17 protein-coding genes are annotated in these 17,164 nt (G+C 61.6%); 9 read left to right on the forward strand and 8 right to left on the reverse strand.

What is annotated here, in order from left to right; translation table 11 throughout:
- Positions 1-132: 132 nt before the first annotated feature.
- From OYT13_RS03545 to OYT13_RS03555, 3 genes are all read right to left on the reverse strand, one after another.
- Positions 133-1,152: an aldo/keto reductase gene (locus OYT13_RS03545; protein ID WP_268567261.1), complete on the reverse strand. Its 1,020-nt coding sequence runs from the start codon at positions 1,150-1,152 to the stop codon at positions 133-135.
- Between the two features lie 81 nt (positions 1,153-1,233).
- Positions 1,234-2,100 carry an NmrA family NAD(P)-binding protein gene (locus OYT13_RS03550; protein ID WP_268567262.1) on the reverse strand — a complete coding sequence of 289 codons (867 nt, stop codon included), beginning with the start codon at positions 2,098-2,100 and terminating at the stop codon, positions 1,234-1,236.
- 63 nt (positions 2,101-2,163) lie between these two features.
- Positions 2,164-3,477: a serine hydrolase domain-containing protein gene (locus OYT13_RS03555; protein ID WP_327198129.1), complete on the reverse strand. Its 1,314-nt coding sequence runs from the start codon at positions 3,475-3,477 to the stop codon at positions 2,164-2,166.
- 212 nt (positions 3,478-3,689) lie between these two features.
- On the opposite strand from OYT13_RS03555, the gene OYT13_RS03560 reads away from it, so the two are divergent.
- A complete protein-coding gene (locus tag OYT13_RS03560) occupies positions 3,690-4,628 on the forward strand; it encodes a LysR family transcriptional regulator (RefSeq protein ID WP_268567845.1) in 939 nt (312 codons plus the stop codon).
- Positions 4,629-4,682: 54 nt separating this feature from the next.
- Here OYT13_RS03560 and OYT13_RS03565 read toward each other — a convergent pair whose 3' ends face one another.
- A complete protein-coding gene (locus tag OYT13_RS03565) occupies positions 4,683-5,120 on the reverse strand; it encodes a GNAT family N-acetyltransferase (RefSeq protein ID WP_268567264.1) in 438 nt (145 codons plus the stop codon).
- A gap of 52 nt (positions 5,121-5,172) precedes the next feature.
- The gene (locus tag OYT13_RS03570) at positions 5,173-6,057 is read right to left on the reverse strand and encodes a LysR family transcriptional regulator (RefSeq protein WP_268567265.1); all 885 of its coding nucleotides are present in this window, start codon (positions 6,055-6,057) and stop codon (positions 5,173-5,175) included.
- A 136-nt stretch (positions 6,058-6,193) separates the two neighbouring features.
- Between OYT13_RS03570 and argC the strand changes: the two genes are divergently transcribed.
- The 3 genes from argC (at position 6,194) to istB (ending at position 9,214) form a co-directional block, all read left to right on the forward strand.
- On the forward strand, positions 6,194-7,123 hold the full coding sequence (argC, locus tag OYT13_RS03575; protein ID WP_268567266.1) for an N-acetyl-gamma-glutamyl-phosphate reductase: 930 nt from the start codon (positions 6,194-6,196) through the stop codon (positions 7,121-7,123).
- Between the two features lie 292 nt (positions 7,124-7,415).
- Positions 7,416-8,432 carry an IS21 family transposase gene (gene istA, locus OYT13_RS03580; protein WP_268567015.1) on the forward strand — a complete coding sequence of 339 codons (1,017 nt, stop codon included), beginning with the start codon at positions 7,416-7,418 and terminating at the stop codon, positions 8,430-8,432.
- A complete protein-coding gene (gene istB / locus OYT13_RS03585; RefSeq protein ID WP_261939478.1) occupies positions 8,429-9,214 on the forward strand; it encodes an IS21-like element helper ATPase IstB in 786 nt (261 codons plus the stop codon). Before istA ends, istB begins: the two co-directional genes overlap by 4 nt.
- Before the next feature lie 444 nt (positions 9,215-9,658).
- On the opposite strand, the gene OYT13_RS03595 is transcribed toward istB, so the two are convergent.
- Positions 9,659-10,138: a nuclear transport factor 2 family protein gene (locus OYT13_RS03595; RefSeq protein ID WP_026132284.1), complete on the reverse strand. Its 480-nt coding sequence runs from the start codon at positions 10,136-10,138 to the stop codon at positions 9,659-9,661.
- 126 nt (positions 10,139-10,264) lie between these two features.
- Positions 10,265-10,513 carry a hypothetical protein gene (locus OYT13_RS03600; RefSeq protein ID WP_268567267.1) on the reverse strand — a complete coding sequence of 83 codons (249 nt, stop codon included), beginning with the start codon at positions 10,511-10,513 and terminating at the stop codon, positions 10,265-10,267.
- Positions 10,514-10,695: 182 nt separating this feature from the next.
- Here OYT13_RS03600 and OYT13_RS03605 point away from each other — a divergent pair, with 182 nt between their 5' ends.
- The 4 genes from OYT13_RS03605 to OYT13_RS03620 all read left to right on the forward strand — a co-directional run bounded on the left by OYT13_RS03605 (position 10,696) and on the right by OYT13_RS03620 (position 14,657).
- Positions 10,696-11,283, forward strand: coding sequence for a TetR/AcrR family transcriptional regulator (locus OYT13_RS03605; protein ID WP_268567268.1), 588 nt, complete (start codon positions 10,696-10,698; stop codon positions 11,281-11,283).
- A 388-nt stretch (positions 11,284-11,671) separates the two neighbouring features.
- Entirely contained in the window at positions 11,672-12,241 is a 570-nt protein-coding gene (locus OYT13_RS03610; protein ID WP_268567269.1) for a YdeI/OmpD-associated family protein, read from the forward strand.
- A 264-nt stretch (positions 12,242-12,505) separates the two neighbouring features.
- Positions 12,506-14,101 carry an MDR family MFS transporter gene (locus tag OYT13_RS03615; RefSeq protein WP_268567270.1) on the forward strand — a complete coding sequence of 532 codons (1,596 nt, stop codon included), beginning with the start codon at positions 12,506-12,508 and terminating at the stop codon, positions 14,099-14,101.
- A gap of 4 nt (positions 14,102-14,105) precedes the next feature.
- Positions 14,106-14,657, forward strand: coding sequence for a MarR family winged helix-turn-helix transcriptional regulator (locus OYT13_RS03620; protein ID WP_017235548.1), 552 nt, complete (start codon positions 14,106-14,108; stop codon positions 14,655-14,657).
- A gap of 188 nt (positions 14,658-14,845) precedes the next feature.
- On the opposite strand, the gene OYT13_RS03625 is transcribed toward OYT13_RS03620, so the two are convergent.
- Positions 14,846-16,117, reverse strand: a complete 1,272-nt coding sequence (locus OYT13_RS03625; RefSeq protein ID WP_268567271.1) for an amino acid deaminase — start codon at positions 16,115-16,117, stop codon at positions 14,846-14,848.
- Between the two features lie 165 nt (positions 16,118-16,282).
- Between OYT13_RS03625 and OYT13_RS03630 the strand changes: the two genes are divergently transcribed.
- On the forward strand, positions 16,283-17,164 hold the full coding sequence (locus OYT13_RS03630; RefSeq protein ID WP_017235550.1) for a MurR/RpiR family transcriptional regulator: 882 nt from the start codon (positions 16,283-16,285) through the stop codon (positions 17,162-17,164).

Genomic DNA, 17,164 nt, shown 5'->3' on the forward strand with positions numbered 1-17,164 from the left:
CCGCAACCCGGAGCGGTCGGTCGACCACACAGACGGAGCGTCCGCTGTTCGATCATATGCTGCCGTACTGGGCACGCGTGTAGCAAACACGAGAAGCCTCGCACGGCAAAATCGGTACCGCCCCGTTATCAATCACCGGGAAATGCGGTCCCGGTCATGGAAATGTTGCATCCAGTGCGGATACGGCACCGGCATCGCAGAGACCTTATCGAGGCGCACGAGCTGTTCAGGAGTCAGCAGAAGGTCCTGCGCATCAAGATTTTCCGCAAGCTGCTCCGGCGTCCGAGCTCCGACGATGACGGAAGTTATCTGCTCGCGCGCGAGTAACCATGCCAGTGCGACTTGCGCTTGCGTAGTAGCCAGTTCCCTGGCCACTTCACGCAATACCTCAAGAATCGGCCCGACCCTGACTGCGTCCACGGGTGGAAAGTCCAGCTTCGTACGACGACCGGCAGTGTCGCGCGGCTGGGCGTACTTACCGCTCAGGTAACCGCCTGCGAGCGGACTCCAGACCAGGAGGCCCAGCTTGTTTGTCGCTGCGACAGGCATGATCTCGTGCTCGACGTCGCGACTCGTCAGCGAGTAGTGAACCTGATTGCTCGCCAGATGTACGCGATCGGTGCGGGCGGTTATGCCGAACGCTCGCTCGATATCAGCGGCGCTGAAGTTGCACACGCCGATGTGACGTACCTTGCCCTGTGTGACCAGGTCATCGAGAACACGAAGTGTTTCATCGAGGGGCACAAGTGCGTCGCGATCATGCAACTGGAACAGGTCGATGTGATCGCGGCCGATTCTCTTCAGACTTGTCTCCACCGTGCGCATGATATGCGAGCGGCCCAACCCCACGTCGTTATGGCCGGAGCCGGTGCGTAGGCGGACCTTGGTTGCGACCAGCATCCTGCTTTCGTCGAGGCCCAGCTCGCTTAGAACCTGCCCCACAACTTCTTCGGAGGCGCCCTGCGAGTAAGCGTCCGCCGTGTCGATCAGGTTGACGCCGCGTTCCACGGCCATTGCGACGAGCCGGGCGGCCTGAGGGCTGTCCAGCCCGGCGATGTTGCCCCAGATGCCTGAACCGGCACCGAACGTCATGGCGCCCAGGCTCAGCCGTGAGACGCGAAGGCCGCTTCCACCTAGTGTGCTGTATTCCATGGTGTATCTCTTGTATGTAAGGAAACGTGACGCAATGGTCGGGCCGAAGCGCAGTTGCCCGCGTCGACCGGCAGGTCCCGTTCAGACGGCACGTGACACAAGCTCGCCCAGAACCGTATCAAGCTCGACATCACCGCGTACTATTTCATCGGGATGCTTTTCGAAATCGATCCAGCCTTCGTTGAATCCATCCAGCATGCGCATCCGTGGCAGCGGATGTTTCATGCCCTGTGAGCGGAACAGCGCTTCCCAGGTCTGCGTGTCGACGACCTCGGCGCGGACGGGGCGATCGAGCACGCGAGCGAAACTCGACGCGAGATCGTTGGGCGATACCCGGTGCGGGCCTTCGAGCTCGACGATGCGCACGCCGCTCCACGTCTGCTGGAGAAGTTCGGCCGCAACTCGCCCGACGTCTGCGGTAGCGACCATCGGCACCGGCTTGTCGAGCGGCTGCAGGTAACTGGCGATCACACCATCGTCACGCGCGGACGCGACGTCCCATGCCGCGTTCTCAATGAACCAGCCCGGTCGCAGGAACGTCACTGGCATCGGCATCTCGCGCAACGCCTGCTCCATCAACGTGCGCTGCGTGAGCAGATTGCTTTGCTGCGCCTGGGCCCCGATCGTCGACAGGCAAACCACTTTTTCGGGCCTTGCCTTCACAATCGCCGCCGACACGGCGTCGATCACCGTCCGCGCCTCGGGAAATCCAGGCTCAGGATCGAACTCGGAAGGCGGCAGGATGAAAACCCCTTTTGCGCCTTCAAACGCGGCGGCAAGCGACGCAGCGTCTTCCATGCGCGCCGTCGCGAGTTCGCAGCCGCGCTCTGCCCACGGACCTGCTCGTGTGACGTCGCGCACAACGGCACGCACCGGTTGACCTGCCGCGAGAAGCCGGCGGGCAACTGCGCCGCCGACCTTGCCCGTGATTCCCGTAATCGCAAACATTGTTCATTCTCCTTACATGAATAAATATAGTGGCGCTGCGCCGAAGCATCGGCCGCCAGGCGTTCAAGCGCGCTGCAGACCGTCGTAAAGCGCCCGTTCGAACTGCCCGTAGAGATTCACCACGCGGGCATCGTAGAAAGGCAGCATCTGTGTAAAAAGCGATCCGGCGACGCGCTTGACGGGGTCGACCCAGAAGTACGTGTTAAGCAGCCCGGCCCAGCTTGCGCTGCCCGCGCTGCGTCCATGCCGTCCGGGCTCTGTGTTGATGTCAAACGACAATCCCCACTTGTGCGCCGCGCCCGGAAACTGATCGAAGCTGTTCGACCACGACGGTTGAGCCGTCTGCATTTCAGTAACCTGCAGATCGCCGATGTGGTTGCGGAACATCATCGCGACTGTGTCGGCACGCAGCACGCGCTCGCCGCGATACGTGCCGCTGTGCAGCAGCATCTGAAGGAACGCCATGTAGTCGCGCGGCGTACTGAACAGTCCACCACCGCCCATGAAGAACTCAGGCCGCTGGTTGATCTCGAACGGCTCCGGCGCCAGTGATCCGTCTCCCTGACGTCTGTGCATGGTGGCAACGCGCTGTTTCTGTGCGCTACCGATCAGGAAGCCCGTGTTTCGCATGCCCAGCGGTTCGAAGATGTGCTCGCGGAAGTAAACCTCCAGCGACTGGTCCGTCACCGCTTCGACGAGCTTGCCGATCCAGTCCATGCTGATGCCGTACTCCCAGCGTTCACCGGGCTCGAATTCGAGCGGCGCAGCGAATGCGCCGTTCATCGAGTAGCCGATGTCGGGCATGCCCGTCGCCTTCTCGTATTGGCTAAGCCTGTCGCTCCAGATGCTGTATGTGAAGCCGGAGGTATGCGTCAGCAAATGACGTACCGTAATCGCGTTGCGTGCTGGGCGCAGCTTTGGCTGCCCTGATGCGTCGAACCCGTCGAGAATCCGGGGGGCCTTCAACTGCGGGAGGAGCTCGCCCGCCGGTTGATCCAGTCGCAGCCTGCCCTGTTCGACGAGTTGCATGCACGCGGTGGCTGTAATTGCCTTGGTCATAGACAGGAGCCAGAAGATCGTGTCGGGGCCGATGGCGTCCCGGCTATGAACATTCGCCCGACCGCGCGCTCCTTCGTACACGAGCCCGCGTTCCGTTGCACCCATGGCGACAACGCCCGCCACCGTGCCGTCGTCGACGGCCCTTCGCAGGCATTGATCGATTGGTGTGTAGGCGGGGTGTTGGATCATCGCCGCGTCTCCTGTCGTACGGAGTACCGCTGCCTGGGAATTTCGGCTTTCGATGCCGCCAAGCGTTGCAACGGCGAGCAGGCTCGACGCACCTTTTAGAAGCCGACGACGATTCAGTCGAGCAGTCATTTTTTGTCCCTCTGCCAATAAATGATGTTTTGGTGAGGTGCATTCTGCGAAAATTTCGCTCGAAACAAAATGACACGGATAGCATTAGATAAGTGACACAAAGTCACTAATTGGGCATGATCGATCTGTATGTGGTGCGGCGGTCCGGTGCGATGACGCTGTGCTGTTTTCAAGTCGATCGCTTGCGATCCATCACCCGTTTACGCGCGATCATGAAATCCAGTAGCGAGAAGCTCTCCGGCGGCATTAGCGTATTCGCTGCGGTAGTCGATTCAGGCACGTTTGCCGCCGCTTCGGAAGTGTTGGGAATGTCGCCGCCAGGCGTCAGCCGGGCGATTGCGAGGCTGGAAAAGAAACTGAAGATCCGGCTCTTCAACCGAACGACACGCTCCGTCTCCCTGACAGAAGAAGGCCGCCGTTTTTACGAGCAGGTCATGCCCCACATCGCAGGGCTGGAGGAAGCCGCCGCTGCGGCGGCAGGTGGCGCGTCGGCTGTGCGCGGAAAGCTGAGGGTCAATCTGGACCCGGTGTTCTATCGGACCATTCTCGGGCAACGGCTCGATGAGTTCATGGACGCGCACCCCGACCTCGAGATCGAATTCATTGCCCGAGACAGTCTGGGCGATCTCGTCCTGGACGGCTTCGACCTCGCACTACGATTCGGCGAACCCCGGACATCAACCCTGGTCGCGCGAAAACTGCTCGATAGTGGCATTGTGACGGTCGCAGCGCCGTCGTATATCGCCCGTTGGGGATGCCCGGCCAAACCTGAAGAACTCGAAAGCGGAAACCACCGATGTCTTGAATTTCGCAATCCGGAGACGGGCAAGCCGTTCCCCTGGGAATTCCATCGCGGGCGAAAACGTATTCTGGTCGACACCCGAGGTCGCCTCACGGTCAACGATCCCGGCGCGCTTCTCAATGCATGCCTCGCCGGCTCAGGGATTGCACAGATGCTGCTGCTTGGTGCCGAGCATCTGATTGACGAGGGTCGATTGGTCAATCTGTTTCCGGAATGGACAGACGAGCGTTATCCCTTTTACGCCTACTACCCGTCGCGGCATCACATGCCGGCAAAGACAAGGGCTTTTCTCGACTTTGTTATCGAACTGACCAGCGATAGCTGCCGCGTCAGCACTAGCTCGTGCTGACGCGGCGAAGTGGCGAGGGAGGTCAGTCGGCCGGTTACCGATCGTCAGCGGTCGTCATTGCGGTTTGCGAACGTAGTAGATATCCCACTCCGTTTCCGTCGTCTTCGCGAATCCGTGCCGTTGATAGAAGCGGTTCGAGTCGCTATCGCGGAGTGCGCCCACGGCGTCCGCCATCGATTGCGCGTCGGCAGCGCGCAGGAGCTCAGCAATGACGGCCGACCCCAGGCCCTTTCCCTGGTGTTCTGGAATGACATACAGATGTTCAATCACCAGATGGTCGTCAGTCAGCCGCGTTTGCATGAACCCGACGGTGACGCCATCGACCACGATGAACTTGCACAACGCCGGGTCGAAGGATGAAACGAAGCGATCCCTCGCTCGTTGCGGGTCGAAGCGTCCGATACGCACCAAGCTCTCTTTCATCGCGTCAATGCGCATTTGAACCAGCGATTCGACGTCGCCGTGCGTAGTGCTTTCGAACGTTACATTCATCCGTCATGCCTCGTTAATGGGGCGTCGATGTGAGGCGCATGCAGCGCAATGCCTATGCCATTCGCAGATCGCGCAACACATCAAGTACGTGTTGCGTGGAGCGCTCGATGTGCCCCGCGCGATGGGCAATGCCGAGCCGACGCCACAACGCCGGCCGCAATGGGCGCATGACAACGCGCTTGTCGGGCAATGGCGCAGTCGCCTCATGGGGTAACAGCGCGGCGCCGTATCCTGCCGCGACCAGACTCTTGATCGCGTCGTTGTAGTTAAGCTCGATGCGTGGCACCGGTTGATGCCCCCCAGTCGCGAACCACTCCGCCGTCAGTTGTGAAAGACGCGTTGTAGCATCGTTGAGAATGAGCGGTTGGCCAGCGAGCCATGCGGGCGTGACGCGGGCAGGGCACTGCCAATGTGCCGGCACAAAAGCCATCACGGGGTCGCGCCTCCAAGGCGTGATCACGAGTCCAGCCTCGGGCGGCTGAGGCAGCGCAACGAGCCCAACGTCCAGCGTTCCATCCACCAGTCCGGACAACGTCTCCCGCGACGTGAGCACTGCAACCTGAATGTCGATGGCGGGATGGTGCTGGCGCAGCACCTCAAGCGCTTGCGGTAACAGGTGTGCGATCGCGCCCGTCGAAGCGCCGATCCGCGCGCGCCCTTCGAGTCCTTGCACCTGGCGTTGAATATCCGCCAACGCCTGCTCCGCATCGGCCAGCAATCGACGTGCGCGCTCCACCAGCACCTCGCCTATCGCCGACGGCCTGACATGTCCGCGCTTTCGCGACAGCAGTGGCGCCCCAATGCGGTCTTCCAGTTCCGCGATGTGGAGGCTGACCGTTGGCGGTGCCAAGTGCAATGCACGTGCCGCGTCGGCGAATGAGCCACGATCTGCGATGGCCACAAGGGTGCGCAAGCGGTCCAGGCTGATTTCTCGCATGTCGGCGTCCAAAGTCAGAAAAACTGAATGATCACGTTATGAAATTCAACTTTCCCTATTCTATCTGTCCGCGGAATATAGGGACTCGTGCTTGTTTTTGCTGGTTACCATTCAAAGTCAACGGAGTATTTCACGTATGGGCTCTCCCGTTGTTTTCATCGACGGCGATCAAGGCACCACCGGGTTGCTGATCCAGGAACGGCTTCGTCACCGGACGGACATCAGACTGATGACGCTTGATGCCGCGGAGCGCAAGGATTTGCGGCGTCGCGCGGAATTCATCAACGCCTGCGACATCGCGATTCTCTGTTTGCCTGATGCCGCGGCACGCGAGGCCGTGGCCGCGATTGTCAATCCTGCGGTTCGAGTCATCGACGCCAGCTCCGCGCACCGCACACAGCCGGACTGGGTCTACGGATTTCCGGAGATGGCGCCGGGGCAGGCCGAACGAATTGCCAACGCCCGCCGCGTCACCAACCCCGGTTGCTATCCGACCGGTGCGCTTGGCTTGCTGGGGCCGTTGGTGCAGGCCGGGCTTATCCCGCCCGATTACCCGATCAGCATTCATGCGGTCTCGGGGTACTCCGGTCGGGGACGGGCAGGCGTGGAGGAGTATGAGGGGGCGGGAGCCGTCAACGCGCCGTCATACCAGGTCTATGGCCTGAAACTCGCGCACAAGCACGCCCCGGAGATCCAGCAGCACGCTGGGCTCGCGCAGCGTCCCATTTTCGTCCCGGCATACGGAGCGTTCCGTCAGGGCATCGTGCTGACGGTGCCCCTGGCGGTGCGGTTGCTGGCGCCCGGCGTGGACGGCGCGGCGCTACACACCGCCCTGGCTCGCCACTATGCTGAGGCGGTTCACGTGCGGGTCTTGCCGCTGCATGAATCGAACGCCGTGGAACACTTGGATCCGCAAGTGCTGAACGGTACGAACGACATGCAATTAAGCGTGTTTCATAACGTGGACGACGGACAAGTCTTGCTGGCAGCCGTTTTCGACAACCTTGGCAAAGGCGCGTCTGGCGCTGCGGTTCAGAACCTGGACCTGATGCTTGCGTCGCAGTAGTTGTCGCGGGCTTGAGATGACGGTCAGCGACGAATGGATGTGCCAACGATGGTTGGCGCATCTGTTGGTGGCCGTCGAACGATTCGTTCCGGCCGGTAAGGGTTATCGGTCCGCCGGCTGTTTTCGACCCTTCTCGGTCATCCCTTCAATTCGAGTTGAGAGAGCGAAATGGGTCTATGAGCGGTCATCCGGCCCTGCATCCTGTGTCTTGCTGTTAGCGCCGATGTAAAACTGACCCACCCGCCGAAGTAAACCTGACCCACCTGGGAGAGGATGGCGGCTTTTGCCGCCGATGCTGACTCAGGAGCAAGCAGTGGAAATCAAGGTATTGGCAAGGCGCGGAGCGTCGGTGCGGGAGATAGCGAGGCAGATGGGCGTCTCGCGGAACACGGTGCGGCGATATCTACGCGACGAAGAGGCGAGCCAGTACAAGGAGCGGGAGCCTCGGCCGACCAAACTGGCCCCGTTCAAGGCGTACCTGCTCGGGCGAATCGAAGCAGCCCGACCACATTGGATTCCAGCGACGGTGTTGCTGCGCGAGCTGCGAGATGAAGGCTACGACGGCGGCATCAGCCAGCTCAAAGTGTTCCTCGCACAATACAAGAATGCGCAGCCGGAACCTGTCGTGCGCTTCGAGACGGCACCAGGCCGACAGATGCAAGCCGACTTCACGACCATTCGGCGCGGGCGGTCGCCGTTGCTCGCGCTGGTTGCTACGCTTGGCTACAGCCGGGCGACGTATGTGCGCTTCACGAGCGGCGAGGATGCCAAGACGCTGTGCGAGTGTTTGCGGGAAGCCTTCATCTATTTCGGCGGCACGCCTGAGCATGTGCTGTTCGACAACGCCAAGTCGGTCATCGTCGAGCGCGATGCTTACGGGGATGGCCACCATCGCTGGAATGGGGAAATGCTGACGCTGGCCCAAACGTTTGGATTTACACCAAAGGTATGCAGGCCGTACCGGGCGAAGACCAAAGGCAAGGTTGAGCGCTTCAACCGATATCTGAAGGAGAGCTTCGTGGTGCCGTTGGCGGCAACGCTTAAGCAGACCGGCCTGAAGCTGGATGTCGAGGCGGCCAACGGCCATATCGGCCGCTGGCTGGCCGAGGTGGCGAATGTGCGAGTGCATGCCACGACGAAAGAGAAACCGTCGGTCCGGCTGCCGATAGAGCAAGCGGCGCTTCTGCCGTTGCCGGTGTCGACCTCGGCGCAAACCCCGGTGCCGACGCGGCTCAAACGAGTCCTGCCGAACGAAAGCCTGCAACATCCGCTGTCGGTCTACGACGCCTTGCTGGAGGTGGCGGCATGAATCTCCAGCATGAACGCATTGCAGGGCTGTGCGACGAACTGAAACTGGACCGTATCAGCAACGACTGGGGCGCGCTGGCCCAGAACGCCGCGAACGCCGATGCAAGCCACGCCGACTTCCTGGAGCAACTGCTGCTGACTGAGCGAGATGCCCGTGAGGAGCGCAAGCGCCAGACGCTGACCAAGATGGCGTCGCTACCGGGCATCAAGACGCTGGAGCAATACGACTTTGGCTTTGCCAGTGGCGCTCCGCGAGCCCAAATCCAGGAGTTGGCCGGGCTGGCGTTTATCGAGCGGGCCGAGAATGTGGTGCTGCTCGGTCCGTCCGGCGTAGGCAAGACGCACATCGCCTGCGCCCTGGCGTATCGGGCGACACAGGCCGGTATCAAGACGCGCTTCACGACCGCCGCCGACCTGATGATGCAGTTGGCGACGGCCAAGCAGCAGAACCGGCTGCGAGAGTTTTTTAACCGAGCCGTGGTCGGCCCGAAGCTGCTGGTTATCGACGAAATCGGCTACCTGCCATTTGGGCGCGAGGAGGCCAACCTGTTTTTTAACGTGGTGGCCAAGCGATACGAGCGTGGCGCCATCGTGCTGACGAGCAACCTGCCATTTACGCAGTGGGCTACGGCGTTTGCCGACGACCAGACGCTGACGGCGGCAATGCTCGACCGGCTGCTCCATCACGCGCACATCGTGCAGATTGCGGGCGAGAGCTACCGGCTGAAGGACAAACGGAAAGCTGGACAGACTACGCGGGCGAGCGCGAGAGCCGCCGCGTGACACGGAGCCTGGGTGGGTCAGATTTACTTCGGCGTTATGCCGGAAGGTGGGTCAGATTTAAACCGGCGTTGACATCTTGCCATTCGCACGGCCTGCGCCAACAAGCCATCCCGCTGCCGAAGACTAGTTTTTGCGGCAGCTCTTCCCGCCAGGAATCTCTGTTTCCAATGCGAACAGGATGCCGTTCAGCCCATGCAGTATCCACACGAGGACGCCCAGAGGATTCCAGAAACATGGGCTGCAAGGATTGCTGCCCACATTGAGTGGGTAGCAATCGTTTGAGGGAGGACCAGGTGAGAAGGACAGCGAGACGACCTGGAACTCCCAAGCGGGGGCGGGGTTGCCCCCTCATTGCGAGCTCGGCAGGCCGTCTCAGAAACTGCCCCACCTTCGCCTTCGCTTCCCCGAGTGCTTCCAATCGAAGCGATGCAATCAGCCTAGCTATTAGAGGCCGAGATCCGACAAGCCGGGATGATCATCCGGACGGCGGCCGAGCGGCCAATGGAATTTCCGCTCTTCTTCCTTGATTGGCAAATCATTAATGCAAGCGTAGCGATTCACCATCAGACCGTCCTCGCGGAACTCCCAGTTCTCATTGCCATAGGACCGGAACCAGTTGCCGGAGTCGTCACGCCATTCGTAGGCGTAACGCACGGCAATCCTGTTACCTGTGAACGCCCACAGTTCCTTGATGAGACGGTACTCCAACTCCTTCGACCATTTACGCTCAAGAAACCCTCGGGCTTCGTCGCGGCCGTTTGCGAATTCAGCACGGTTGCGCCAGCGAGTATCCAGGCTGTACGCGAGGGACACTTTGGCAGCGTCGCGGGTGTTCCAGCCATCCTCGGCCAGGCGCACTTTCTCGATGGCGGATTCGCGCGTGAAAGGAGGAAGCGGCGGACGGAGTTCAGTGTTAGTCGACATGGTATTACCTCAGTGGTTGGCGGATGAAGACCCGATACCGGGCCGAAGAGTGGATAAGAGCAGTGCTGCGTGTTCTTGAACGATTAGTCTGGCGATTAGCCCGTGTGCATGGCGGACTTCGCTCGGTTACGCCGCGAAGATGATGTAACCGCCCGAGTGCGTCATGATGTGCGTCCAACGCACGGCGGCGTACAGGCTCTCGGCGCACGCAAAGTCGCTGCCGTCAATCGCGACGACCCACTGGTCTTCTTTGAGGCGAAGCGCGAGCCGTTGGTTGTCGACCAGATCGCTGTACCAGCGCCACGTGGCCAGGTTCGACCTATCCGCCTGCAGAGCTTGATGAAGGGCAGCGACTTGGCAATCTGAGTGGCGCATGACCGTCTCCTCGAAGTACCGACCTTTCAATGATGTAGACAGGTCTGTATATATATATTGATGTAGACAGATCTGTCTGTCAAGGAATTTCCGCGCGTCACTACACCGCGTCACGGCACCTTTGCAGAGACAGGTCTGTCTGCGATACTGGAGGCATCGATTGGGTAAAAAAGGGGGCCGAAATGTCACAACCTTCCGCACGCGACCGGATATTGGAAACTGCGGCGCGCCTGTTCTATCAGGACGGGTTCCGTGCCACAGGCATCGACAAGATCATTGCCGAGTCAGGCGTCGCAAAAATGTCGCTTTACCGCCATTTCGCCTCCAAGAACGAACTTATTGCGGCGTTTCTGGACCGTCGTCATGAGTTCTGGATGCGCTGGTTTGTCGAAGAGGTGAAGGCTCGTTTTGCTCAGCGTGCCGAGTTGTCCGTCATCGCAGAAGCCTTGGGCGAATGGTTCGCGCAGGAAGACTTCCGTGGTTGCGCGTTTATCAATGTGGTCGCCGAAGCCGGATCGACGGGAGACCCTGGGCACCTTCAGCAGGCCGTATCCCATAAGCACTCGTTGGAGCAGTACATCTCTGAACTCGCTGGCCGCCTCGGGCTGCAGTCACCTGCTACCGTCGCCGCAGATGCGATGATCTGCGTAGAAGGCATGATTGTGCGTTACCAGATGACACATGATTCCACGGTGATTGATTCGGGCAAGCGCGTACTGGCGAGAATCGAGGAGGGCGCCTCAACAAGGCGCAGGTCCAAAGCTGCCTGACGGGGTCATTTTTGCGTGGACATCAACACACTGGAACAGTAGCGCGAACGCTCGCTCCACCTCATCGGTTAGCGCACACCAGTCATAGCTGGACTGCTGCCAGTGATGCGGCAACAACGCGGTGACCTGACGGATTTTTTCGTACCACTGGTGTCTAGAGATTCACGGCAGAAGCTGGCCGATACCTGCCCGATGGCAATGGCGGATGTTGGCGGGACACCCGATCAACGGGATGTTAAGTCAGGAAGTCCTCGATCTTTCCTCGGGGCAAGTCCACGCTGCATTGTCGCTAAATCGGGTATTCCAAGATCCGCAAAAATCGGTAGTCTGTGAGGCTTCGGCGAATCATGGACCATCGCTGCGTGAAAGCATTCATCCGGATATCTCCATGACTGAACCTCGTTTCACATTCCTTGACCAGCACGAATGGGAAAATTGGTTGACTCAGAACGGCGTTACGTCGACCGGGATATGGCTGCGTCTTGCCAAGAAGGGCGCCGGGCTGCAGACATTGACGTATGAGCAGGCGCTGGAAAGTGCCCTTTGCCATGGCTGGATCGACGGTCAAAAGCAGACGGAAAGTGATGAATACTGGTTGCAGCGCTTCACGCGACGCTCCGCAAAAAGTATCTGGTCCCGGCTCAACAAAGAGCGGGCCGAAACGCTGATCGCCGCAGGCAGAATGCTGCCTGCTGGCATGCGGGAAATCGAGAGAGCCAAAGCGGACGGCCGCTGGGAGGCAGCCTATACCTCGCCCAGTAACTCGGTCGTGCCGGACGATCTGCAGGTCGCACTGGATGCCAATCCCAAGGCCAGCGAGTTCTTTGCAACGCTGAGCGGCCGAAACCGCTACGCGATCCTGTTTCGGATACAGAACGCCAAAACGTCCGCGACGCGGGGGCGCAGGATCGAGGAGTTCATCGGTATGCTGAATCGCGGTGAAACCATTCATCCGTAAGCCGCGCAGTTCAACAGCCAAACAAAGTCGCCGGACGATGCCGCGCGCAGGGTGAGTAACCCGCTGCGCGCACCACGCTGCCGCGCTGGCGAGCGTCGAACAATACTGGTTGGCGCCGCCCAGACGTCAGTCGAGCCATAGGCGCTATCGAACGGCTCTCACCGTTGTGCCGTTGCTCGGAGCGGCCGTCTCATGCATGGCAAACACGCCACGCCCCTCGACGTGTTAAAATCATTGATTGATCAAACATTGATCCATCAAAAAATGGCTCCCAGTCCCAATACCCCGCATTCGGCGGGGCAGGTATTGCCGTTCCGGCAATCGATCGTGGCGATGCTCGGCCTGTGTTTCTGTACGATGATGGTGGCGCTCGACCAGACAGTGGTCGGTACCGCGCTGCCGACCATCGTTTCTGAACTCAAGGGTTTCGAGTACTACGCCTGGGTCGCGACCTCGTATCTCCTGACTTCCGTCATCACCGTGCCGATCTTCGGACGTCTCGGCGACTTCTACGGACGCAAGCCCTTCGTCGTTGCGGCCATCATCATCTTCACCGCCGCATCGGTCCTGTGCGGCGCCTCGAACAGCATGTTGTTCCTCGTCATTGCGCGCGCTCTGCAAGGTATCGGCGGCGGCATGCTCGTCGGCACCGCATTCGCCTGCATCCCCGAGCTGTTCCCCGATCCCCACGTGCGTCTGCGCTGGCAGGTCATGCTCAGCTCCGCCTTCGGGATCGCCAATGCCATCGGGCCCTCGCTCGGCGGTTTCCTCACCGAAGCCTATGGCTGGCGCTCGGTTTTCTACGTCAACCTCCCCGTGGGTCTGCTCGGTCTGTGGTTTGTCGGTCGTCACCTTCCGCATATGCGCGCCGGCGGGCATGGCAAGGCGAGCCTCGACTGGCTCGGCGCCGTCCTGATCACCGCCACGCTCGGTAGCCTGCAAATGCTCGTCGAATGGCTGCCCGCCGACGGCCTCTCGCGCGGCGTGCTCATGCTGCTCGTTGTATTGGCGATCTCGTCGTACGCGCTTTACTGGTGGGAGCGGCGCACGTCGCATCCGATCGTGCCGTTCGAAATGTTCCGCGACAAGAAACTCGCGCCACTTTTCGTGCTATCGGCCTTCGCCGGCTTCACCATGTTCGGGGTGCTGTTCTACGCGCCATTGCTGCTCCAGGGCGGCTTCGGCCTCTCGCCGCGCGAAACGGGTCTGCTGATCACACCGATGGTCGTGTGTATCACCGTCGGCAGCATCGTGAACGGCCGCCTCATCACCCGTCTGCCGAACCCTAACGTGATGCTTTACGGCGGCTTCTTTCTGCTCGCGCTCGCGTGCGCCGGCGTGATCACCACGCATCGCGGCACGCCGCATGCCCTGATCGCCACCTACATGCTGTTCGCCGGACTGGGCCTCGGTTTCGTCATGCCGAACCTCACCGTCTTCGCTCAGGAAGTTGCCGGGCCCGCGCACCTGGGCATCGCCACCGCGCTCATGCAATCGCTGCGCATGATCGGCGGGATGCTCGGCACGGCCATCGTCGGTACGCTCGTGAACCACAGCTACACCGGCCGTGTGACGGATGCCCTCGCCGCCAACGGCGGTACGCATTGGGTGCCGCAACTTGCCGATCCGCAGATCCTCGTCAATGCGCAATCGCAAAGCGATTTCCTGAGCGCGCTCGCACCCCTGGGGCAGAATGGCGCGCTCTTCATCGAATCGGCTCGCACGTCGCTCGTTGCCGCCATCCACAACGGGCAAATGATGTCGCTCGCGGCAGCGCTCGCCGGTCTGTGGTTCGTCAAGCGCGTGCCGCTCATTCGTCTGACGCGCGGCGCCAAGCCGCAGCCGCCCGTCGGGGAGTGACGCGATGCCCACACCGCAAAGACGCAACGTTATCCAGCAACTCGGCCAGACCTATCGGGCGATGATGCTTGCCTTCGACGCTCAGGTCGGACACCCGCTGCCGCGCTGGCGAATCATTCTCGCGCTGGCCGAGCGGGGTACCTGTTCTCAGAAGTTTCTCGCGGAACATTGTCGTCTCGATCCGGCGTCGCTCACGCGTCAGTTGAAGGCGATGGAAGCGCTCGGCTGGATCTCGCGCGCGACCGATCCGCACGACAACCGTCTTACGAACGTCACGCTTACCGTCGCCGGCATGGCCGTGTACGACGAGGCGACGCCACGCCGTCAGGCCTTCTTCGACGACGCGCTCGAAGGCATGACGCCCGCCGAGATCGCAACGCTGGAAAGCGCGCTCGGCCATCTGGAAGCGCAGTTCAAGTCGGTGGCGTCGCGAGCGAAAGCGACCGATACGGACGCGAAGTCAAGTGGCGACGCGACGCGACCCGCGCACGTCGAGACACCGACGTCGGCGTTAGCCACGTCACCCGGCAAACGCGCGTCGCGCAGTCGAGCGTAAGCGCCTCGTCGCGACGCGCCGTTGCTCACATCGCGACCGTATTTGACGTAAAAAAGCCGCCCATCGTGAGCTGCATCCCAACGGTTGGATTCGCGTCCAACCTCGCGGGGCAGTTCACATCGGGCGGCTTTGTCGTTGTAGCGCGCTACAGCGGCTGGAGCGATACGCGTTACGTTGTCGATGCGCGATCAGAAGAACGTCTGCACGATGTCGACGACGTTGTAATCGCTGTCGATCACCGGCAAATGACGCCATTTGTCGAACGTGAGGCACGGATGCGAGATGTCGAACGCGATCATGTCGCCCACGCGGATGTCGTCGCCCGGGGCGATGCGCAGATACGCGTGCTGATCCATCATGCCCGTGACTTCCCAGTGCGCCGGCGTCGCCGTCGGCGTCTTGGTCTCGCCCGGACGGAACTGCAGCGCCGGTTCCGGCATGCCGGCATCGAACGCCGCGTCGCGCTTGCCGAGCGCGATGATCGCGCGCTCCGGCTCCGGGATCGATTGCACATACGCCCAGAGTTGCAGCGCCGGTTGCAGTTGCGAGCGCATCTGCTTCGCGATCGGGTTGCGCGTGGCGATCTGCGCTTGCGCGGCCTTGTAGATGCCGACGTCGTGCGTGAGATAGCAGCCCGGGCGCAACACGACGTCGAGCGGCGCCCCCACGTCCTTGTGCGCGAACTCGTCCGCGACGACGTCGTACCACGCCGAACCTGCACCCGAGAGTACCGCCGGCGTGCGCTCGATGCGACCCGCCGCCACCAGTTCGCGCGTGATGCCCACCGCGCGTTGCAGGAACGCCCGAATGTCCGCTTCGGTGCTCAGCACCCCCTCGTAGACTTCCACACCCGCGAGCTTGACCGCGTCGTGATACTGCGCCAGAGCGTCGAGCACGGCCTGCTGCTGCGCGGCGTCGCGCACCCCGGTACGGCCGCCGGTCACGCCCAGTTCGATGAGCACCTGGATCGACTGACCGCGCGCACGGAAGAACTTGCCCAGATGCTCCACCGCGGCGGCGGAGTCCACCAGACAGAAGAATTCGAAATCAGGATCCGTCAGCAAATCGGCGATCAGCGCCATGTTGCGCTTGCCGACGAGCTGGTTCGCCATGAGCACGCGTCGCACACCGTGGTGATACGCCGCGTGGGTCTGCTGCGCCGTGGCGAGCGTGATGCCCCACGCGCCCCCCTCGAGTTGTCGGCGGAACAGCTTGGGCGCCATCGTCGTCTTGCCGTGCGGGGCGAGTTTCACGCCGTACTCATGCACGAAGCGCTGCATCCACGCGAGGTTGTGACGGATCTTTTCCTCGTAGAGCACCGCCGTCGGCAGGCTCAGATCTTCGTCCAGCAGATTCCATCCCAATCCGGCCGTCGCGGACGGGGCGAGCGGGACTTCCATCGCCCCCAGACCCTTGTTGAGGGTATCGATCATGCCGTGCTGATAGTTTGTATCATTCATTGGGAATCATCTCCGTGACGATGCGGATAGGGCCGCTGGATGCCTCCTATAATAGCTTTTAATTCCCTGTGTTTGACAATTTTGTTATAAAGTACCAAAAAAGTTGCCAAACCTATCAGCAAGGCACCCCGGCACGGCGTCGTGGGGGCCACATGGACCCGAGAGATGCCCGAAACCTTCGATATCGTGACGCGCGTTGCCGAGCGCACCGACGCGCTGAGCCAGGCGGAACGCAAGGTCGCGCAGGTGGTGCTGGACGATGTCGCCGGCGCGGCAGCGGTGTCGATCAACGTGCTGGCCGAGCGCGCGGGCGTGAGCGAGGCGAGCGTGACGCGTTTCGCCAAGGCGATGGGCTGCCGCGACGTGCGCGATCTCAAGCTGCGTCTGGCGCAAGCCGCCGTCGTCGGACAGCGCTTTTTCGGCGCGAACGCGGCGAGCGGGCCGGACGGCTCGACGGAAACCATCGACCGCATTGCCGACGATATCCAGACGACGTTGCAGTTGCATCGCAGCCTCATCAAGCCGGACACCGCGCGTCGCGCGGCGGCCCGGTTGCTGTCGGCGCGCATGGTGTACGCGTTCGGAATGGGGGGCGGCTCGTCGCTGATGGCCGATGAAGCGCGTTACCGGCTTGTCCGGCTCGGACGCCCGGTCGCGACCTATCAGGACGCCGTGCTCGCCCGCATGGTTGCCAGCACGCTCGGGCGCGACGACGTGGTGCTCGCCTTCTCGGTGAGCGGCCACACGCCGGAGCTGGTCTCGGCCTGCGAGATCGCCCGCGAGTACGGCGCGCAGGTGGTGGCGGTCACGGCGACCGGCTCGCCGCTCGCGGCGCTGGCCGACGAGGTGCTGCCGATCCGTGCGCTGGAAACGGATTTCATTTTCAAGCCGTCGTCGTCGCGCTACGCGATGCTGCTGGCGATGGACGTGCTGGCCACGGAACTGGCGTTGCTCGCCAAGCCGCAGAGCCAGGCGCTGTTGCGGCGGATCAAGTACGTGCTCGATACGCATCGGGGCGGCGGCGATCGCCAGCCCCTCGGAGACTGA

This window comes from Pandoraea sp. XJJ-1 (assembly GCF_026802345.1).
In the GTDB taxonomy this organism is placed as follows: Bacteria; Pseudomonadota; Gammaproteobacteria; order Burkholderiales; family Burkholderiaceae; genus Pandoraea; species Pandoraea cepalis.

Excerpts from the sequence above, each read along its gene's own strand:
- OYT13_RS03545 (WP_268567261.1), bottom strand. The coding sequence starts at position 1,152 with ATGGAATACAGCACACTAGGTGGAAGCGGCCTTCGCGTCTCACGGCTG.
- OYT13_RS03550 (WP_268567262.1), bottom strand. The coding sequence starts at position 2,100 with ATGTTTGCGATTACGGGAATCACGGGCAAGGTCGGCGGCGCAGTTGCC.
- OYT13_RS03555 (WP_327198129.1), bottom strand. The coding sequence starts at position 3,477 with ATGACTGCTCGACTGAATCGTCGTCGGCTTCTAAAAGGTGCGTCGAGC.
- OYT13_RS03560 (WP_268567845.1), top strand. The coding sequence starts at position 3,690 with ATGAAATCCAGTAGCGAGAAGCTCTCCGGCGGCATTAGCGTATTCGCT.
- OYT13_RS03565 (WP_268567264.1), bottom strand. The coding sequence starts at position 5,120 with ATGAATGTAACGTTCGAAAGCACTACGCACGGCGACGTCGAATCGCTG.
- OYT13_RS03570 (WP_268567265.1), bottom strand. The coding sequence starts at position 6,057 with ATGCGAGAAATCAGCCTGGACCGCTTGCGCACCCTTGTGGCCATCGCA.
- argC (WP_268567266.1), top strand. The coding sequence starts at position 6,194 with ATGGGCTCTCCCGTTGTTTTCATCGACGGCGATCAAGGCACCACCGGG.
- istA (WP_268567015.1), top strand. The coding sequence starts at position 7,416 with ATGCTGACTCAGGAGCAAGCAGTGGAAATCAAGGTATTGGCAAGGCGC.
- istB (WP_261939478.1), top strand. The coding sequence starts at position 8,429 with ATGAATCTCCAGCATGAACGCATTGCAGGGCTGTGCGACGAACTGAAA.
- OYT13_RS03595 (WP_026132284.1), bottom strand. The coding sequence starts at position 10,138 with ATGTCGACTAACACTGAACTCCGTCCGCCGCTTCCTCCTTTCACGCGC.
- OYT13_RS03600 (WP_268567267.1), bottom strand. The coding sequence starts at position 10,513 with ATGCGCCACTCAGATTGCCAAGTCGCTGCCCTTCATCAAGCTCTGCAG.
- OYT13_RS03605 (WP_268567268.1), top strand. The coding sequence starts at position 10,696 with ATGTCACAACCTTCCGCACGCGACCGGATATTGGAAACTGCGGCGCGC.
- OYT13_RS03610 (WP_268567269.1), top strand. The coding sequence starts at position 11,672 with ATGACTGAACCTCGTTTCACATTCCTTGACCAGCACGAATGGGAAAAT.
- OYT13_RS03615 (WP_268567270.1), top strand. The coding sequence starts at position 12,506 with ATGGCTCCCAGTCCCAATACCCCGCATTCGGCGGGGCAGGTATTGCCG.
- OYT13_RS03620 (WP_017235548.1), top strand. The coding sequence starts at position 14,106 with ATGCCCACACCGCAAAGACGCAACGTTATCCAGCAACTCGGCCAGACC.
- OYT13_RS03625 (WP_268567271.1), bottom strand. The coding sequence starts at position 16,117 with ATGAATGATACAAACTATCAGCACGGCATGATCGATACCCTCAACAAG.
- OYT13_RS03630 (WP_017235550.1), top strand. The coding sequence starts at position 16,283 with ATGCCCGAAACCTTCGATATCGTGACGCGCGTTGCCGAGCGCACCGAC.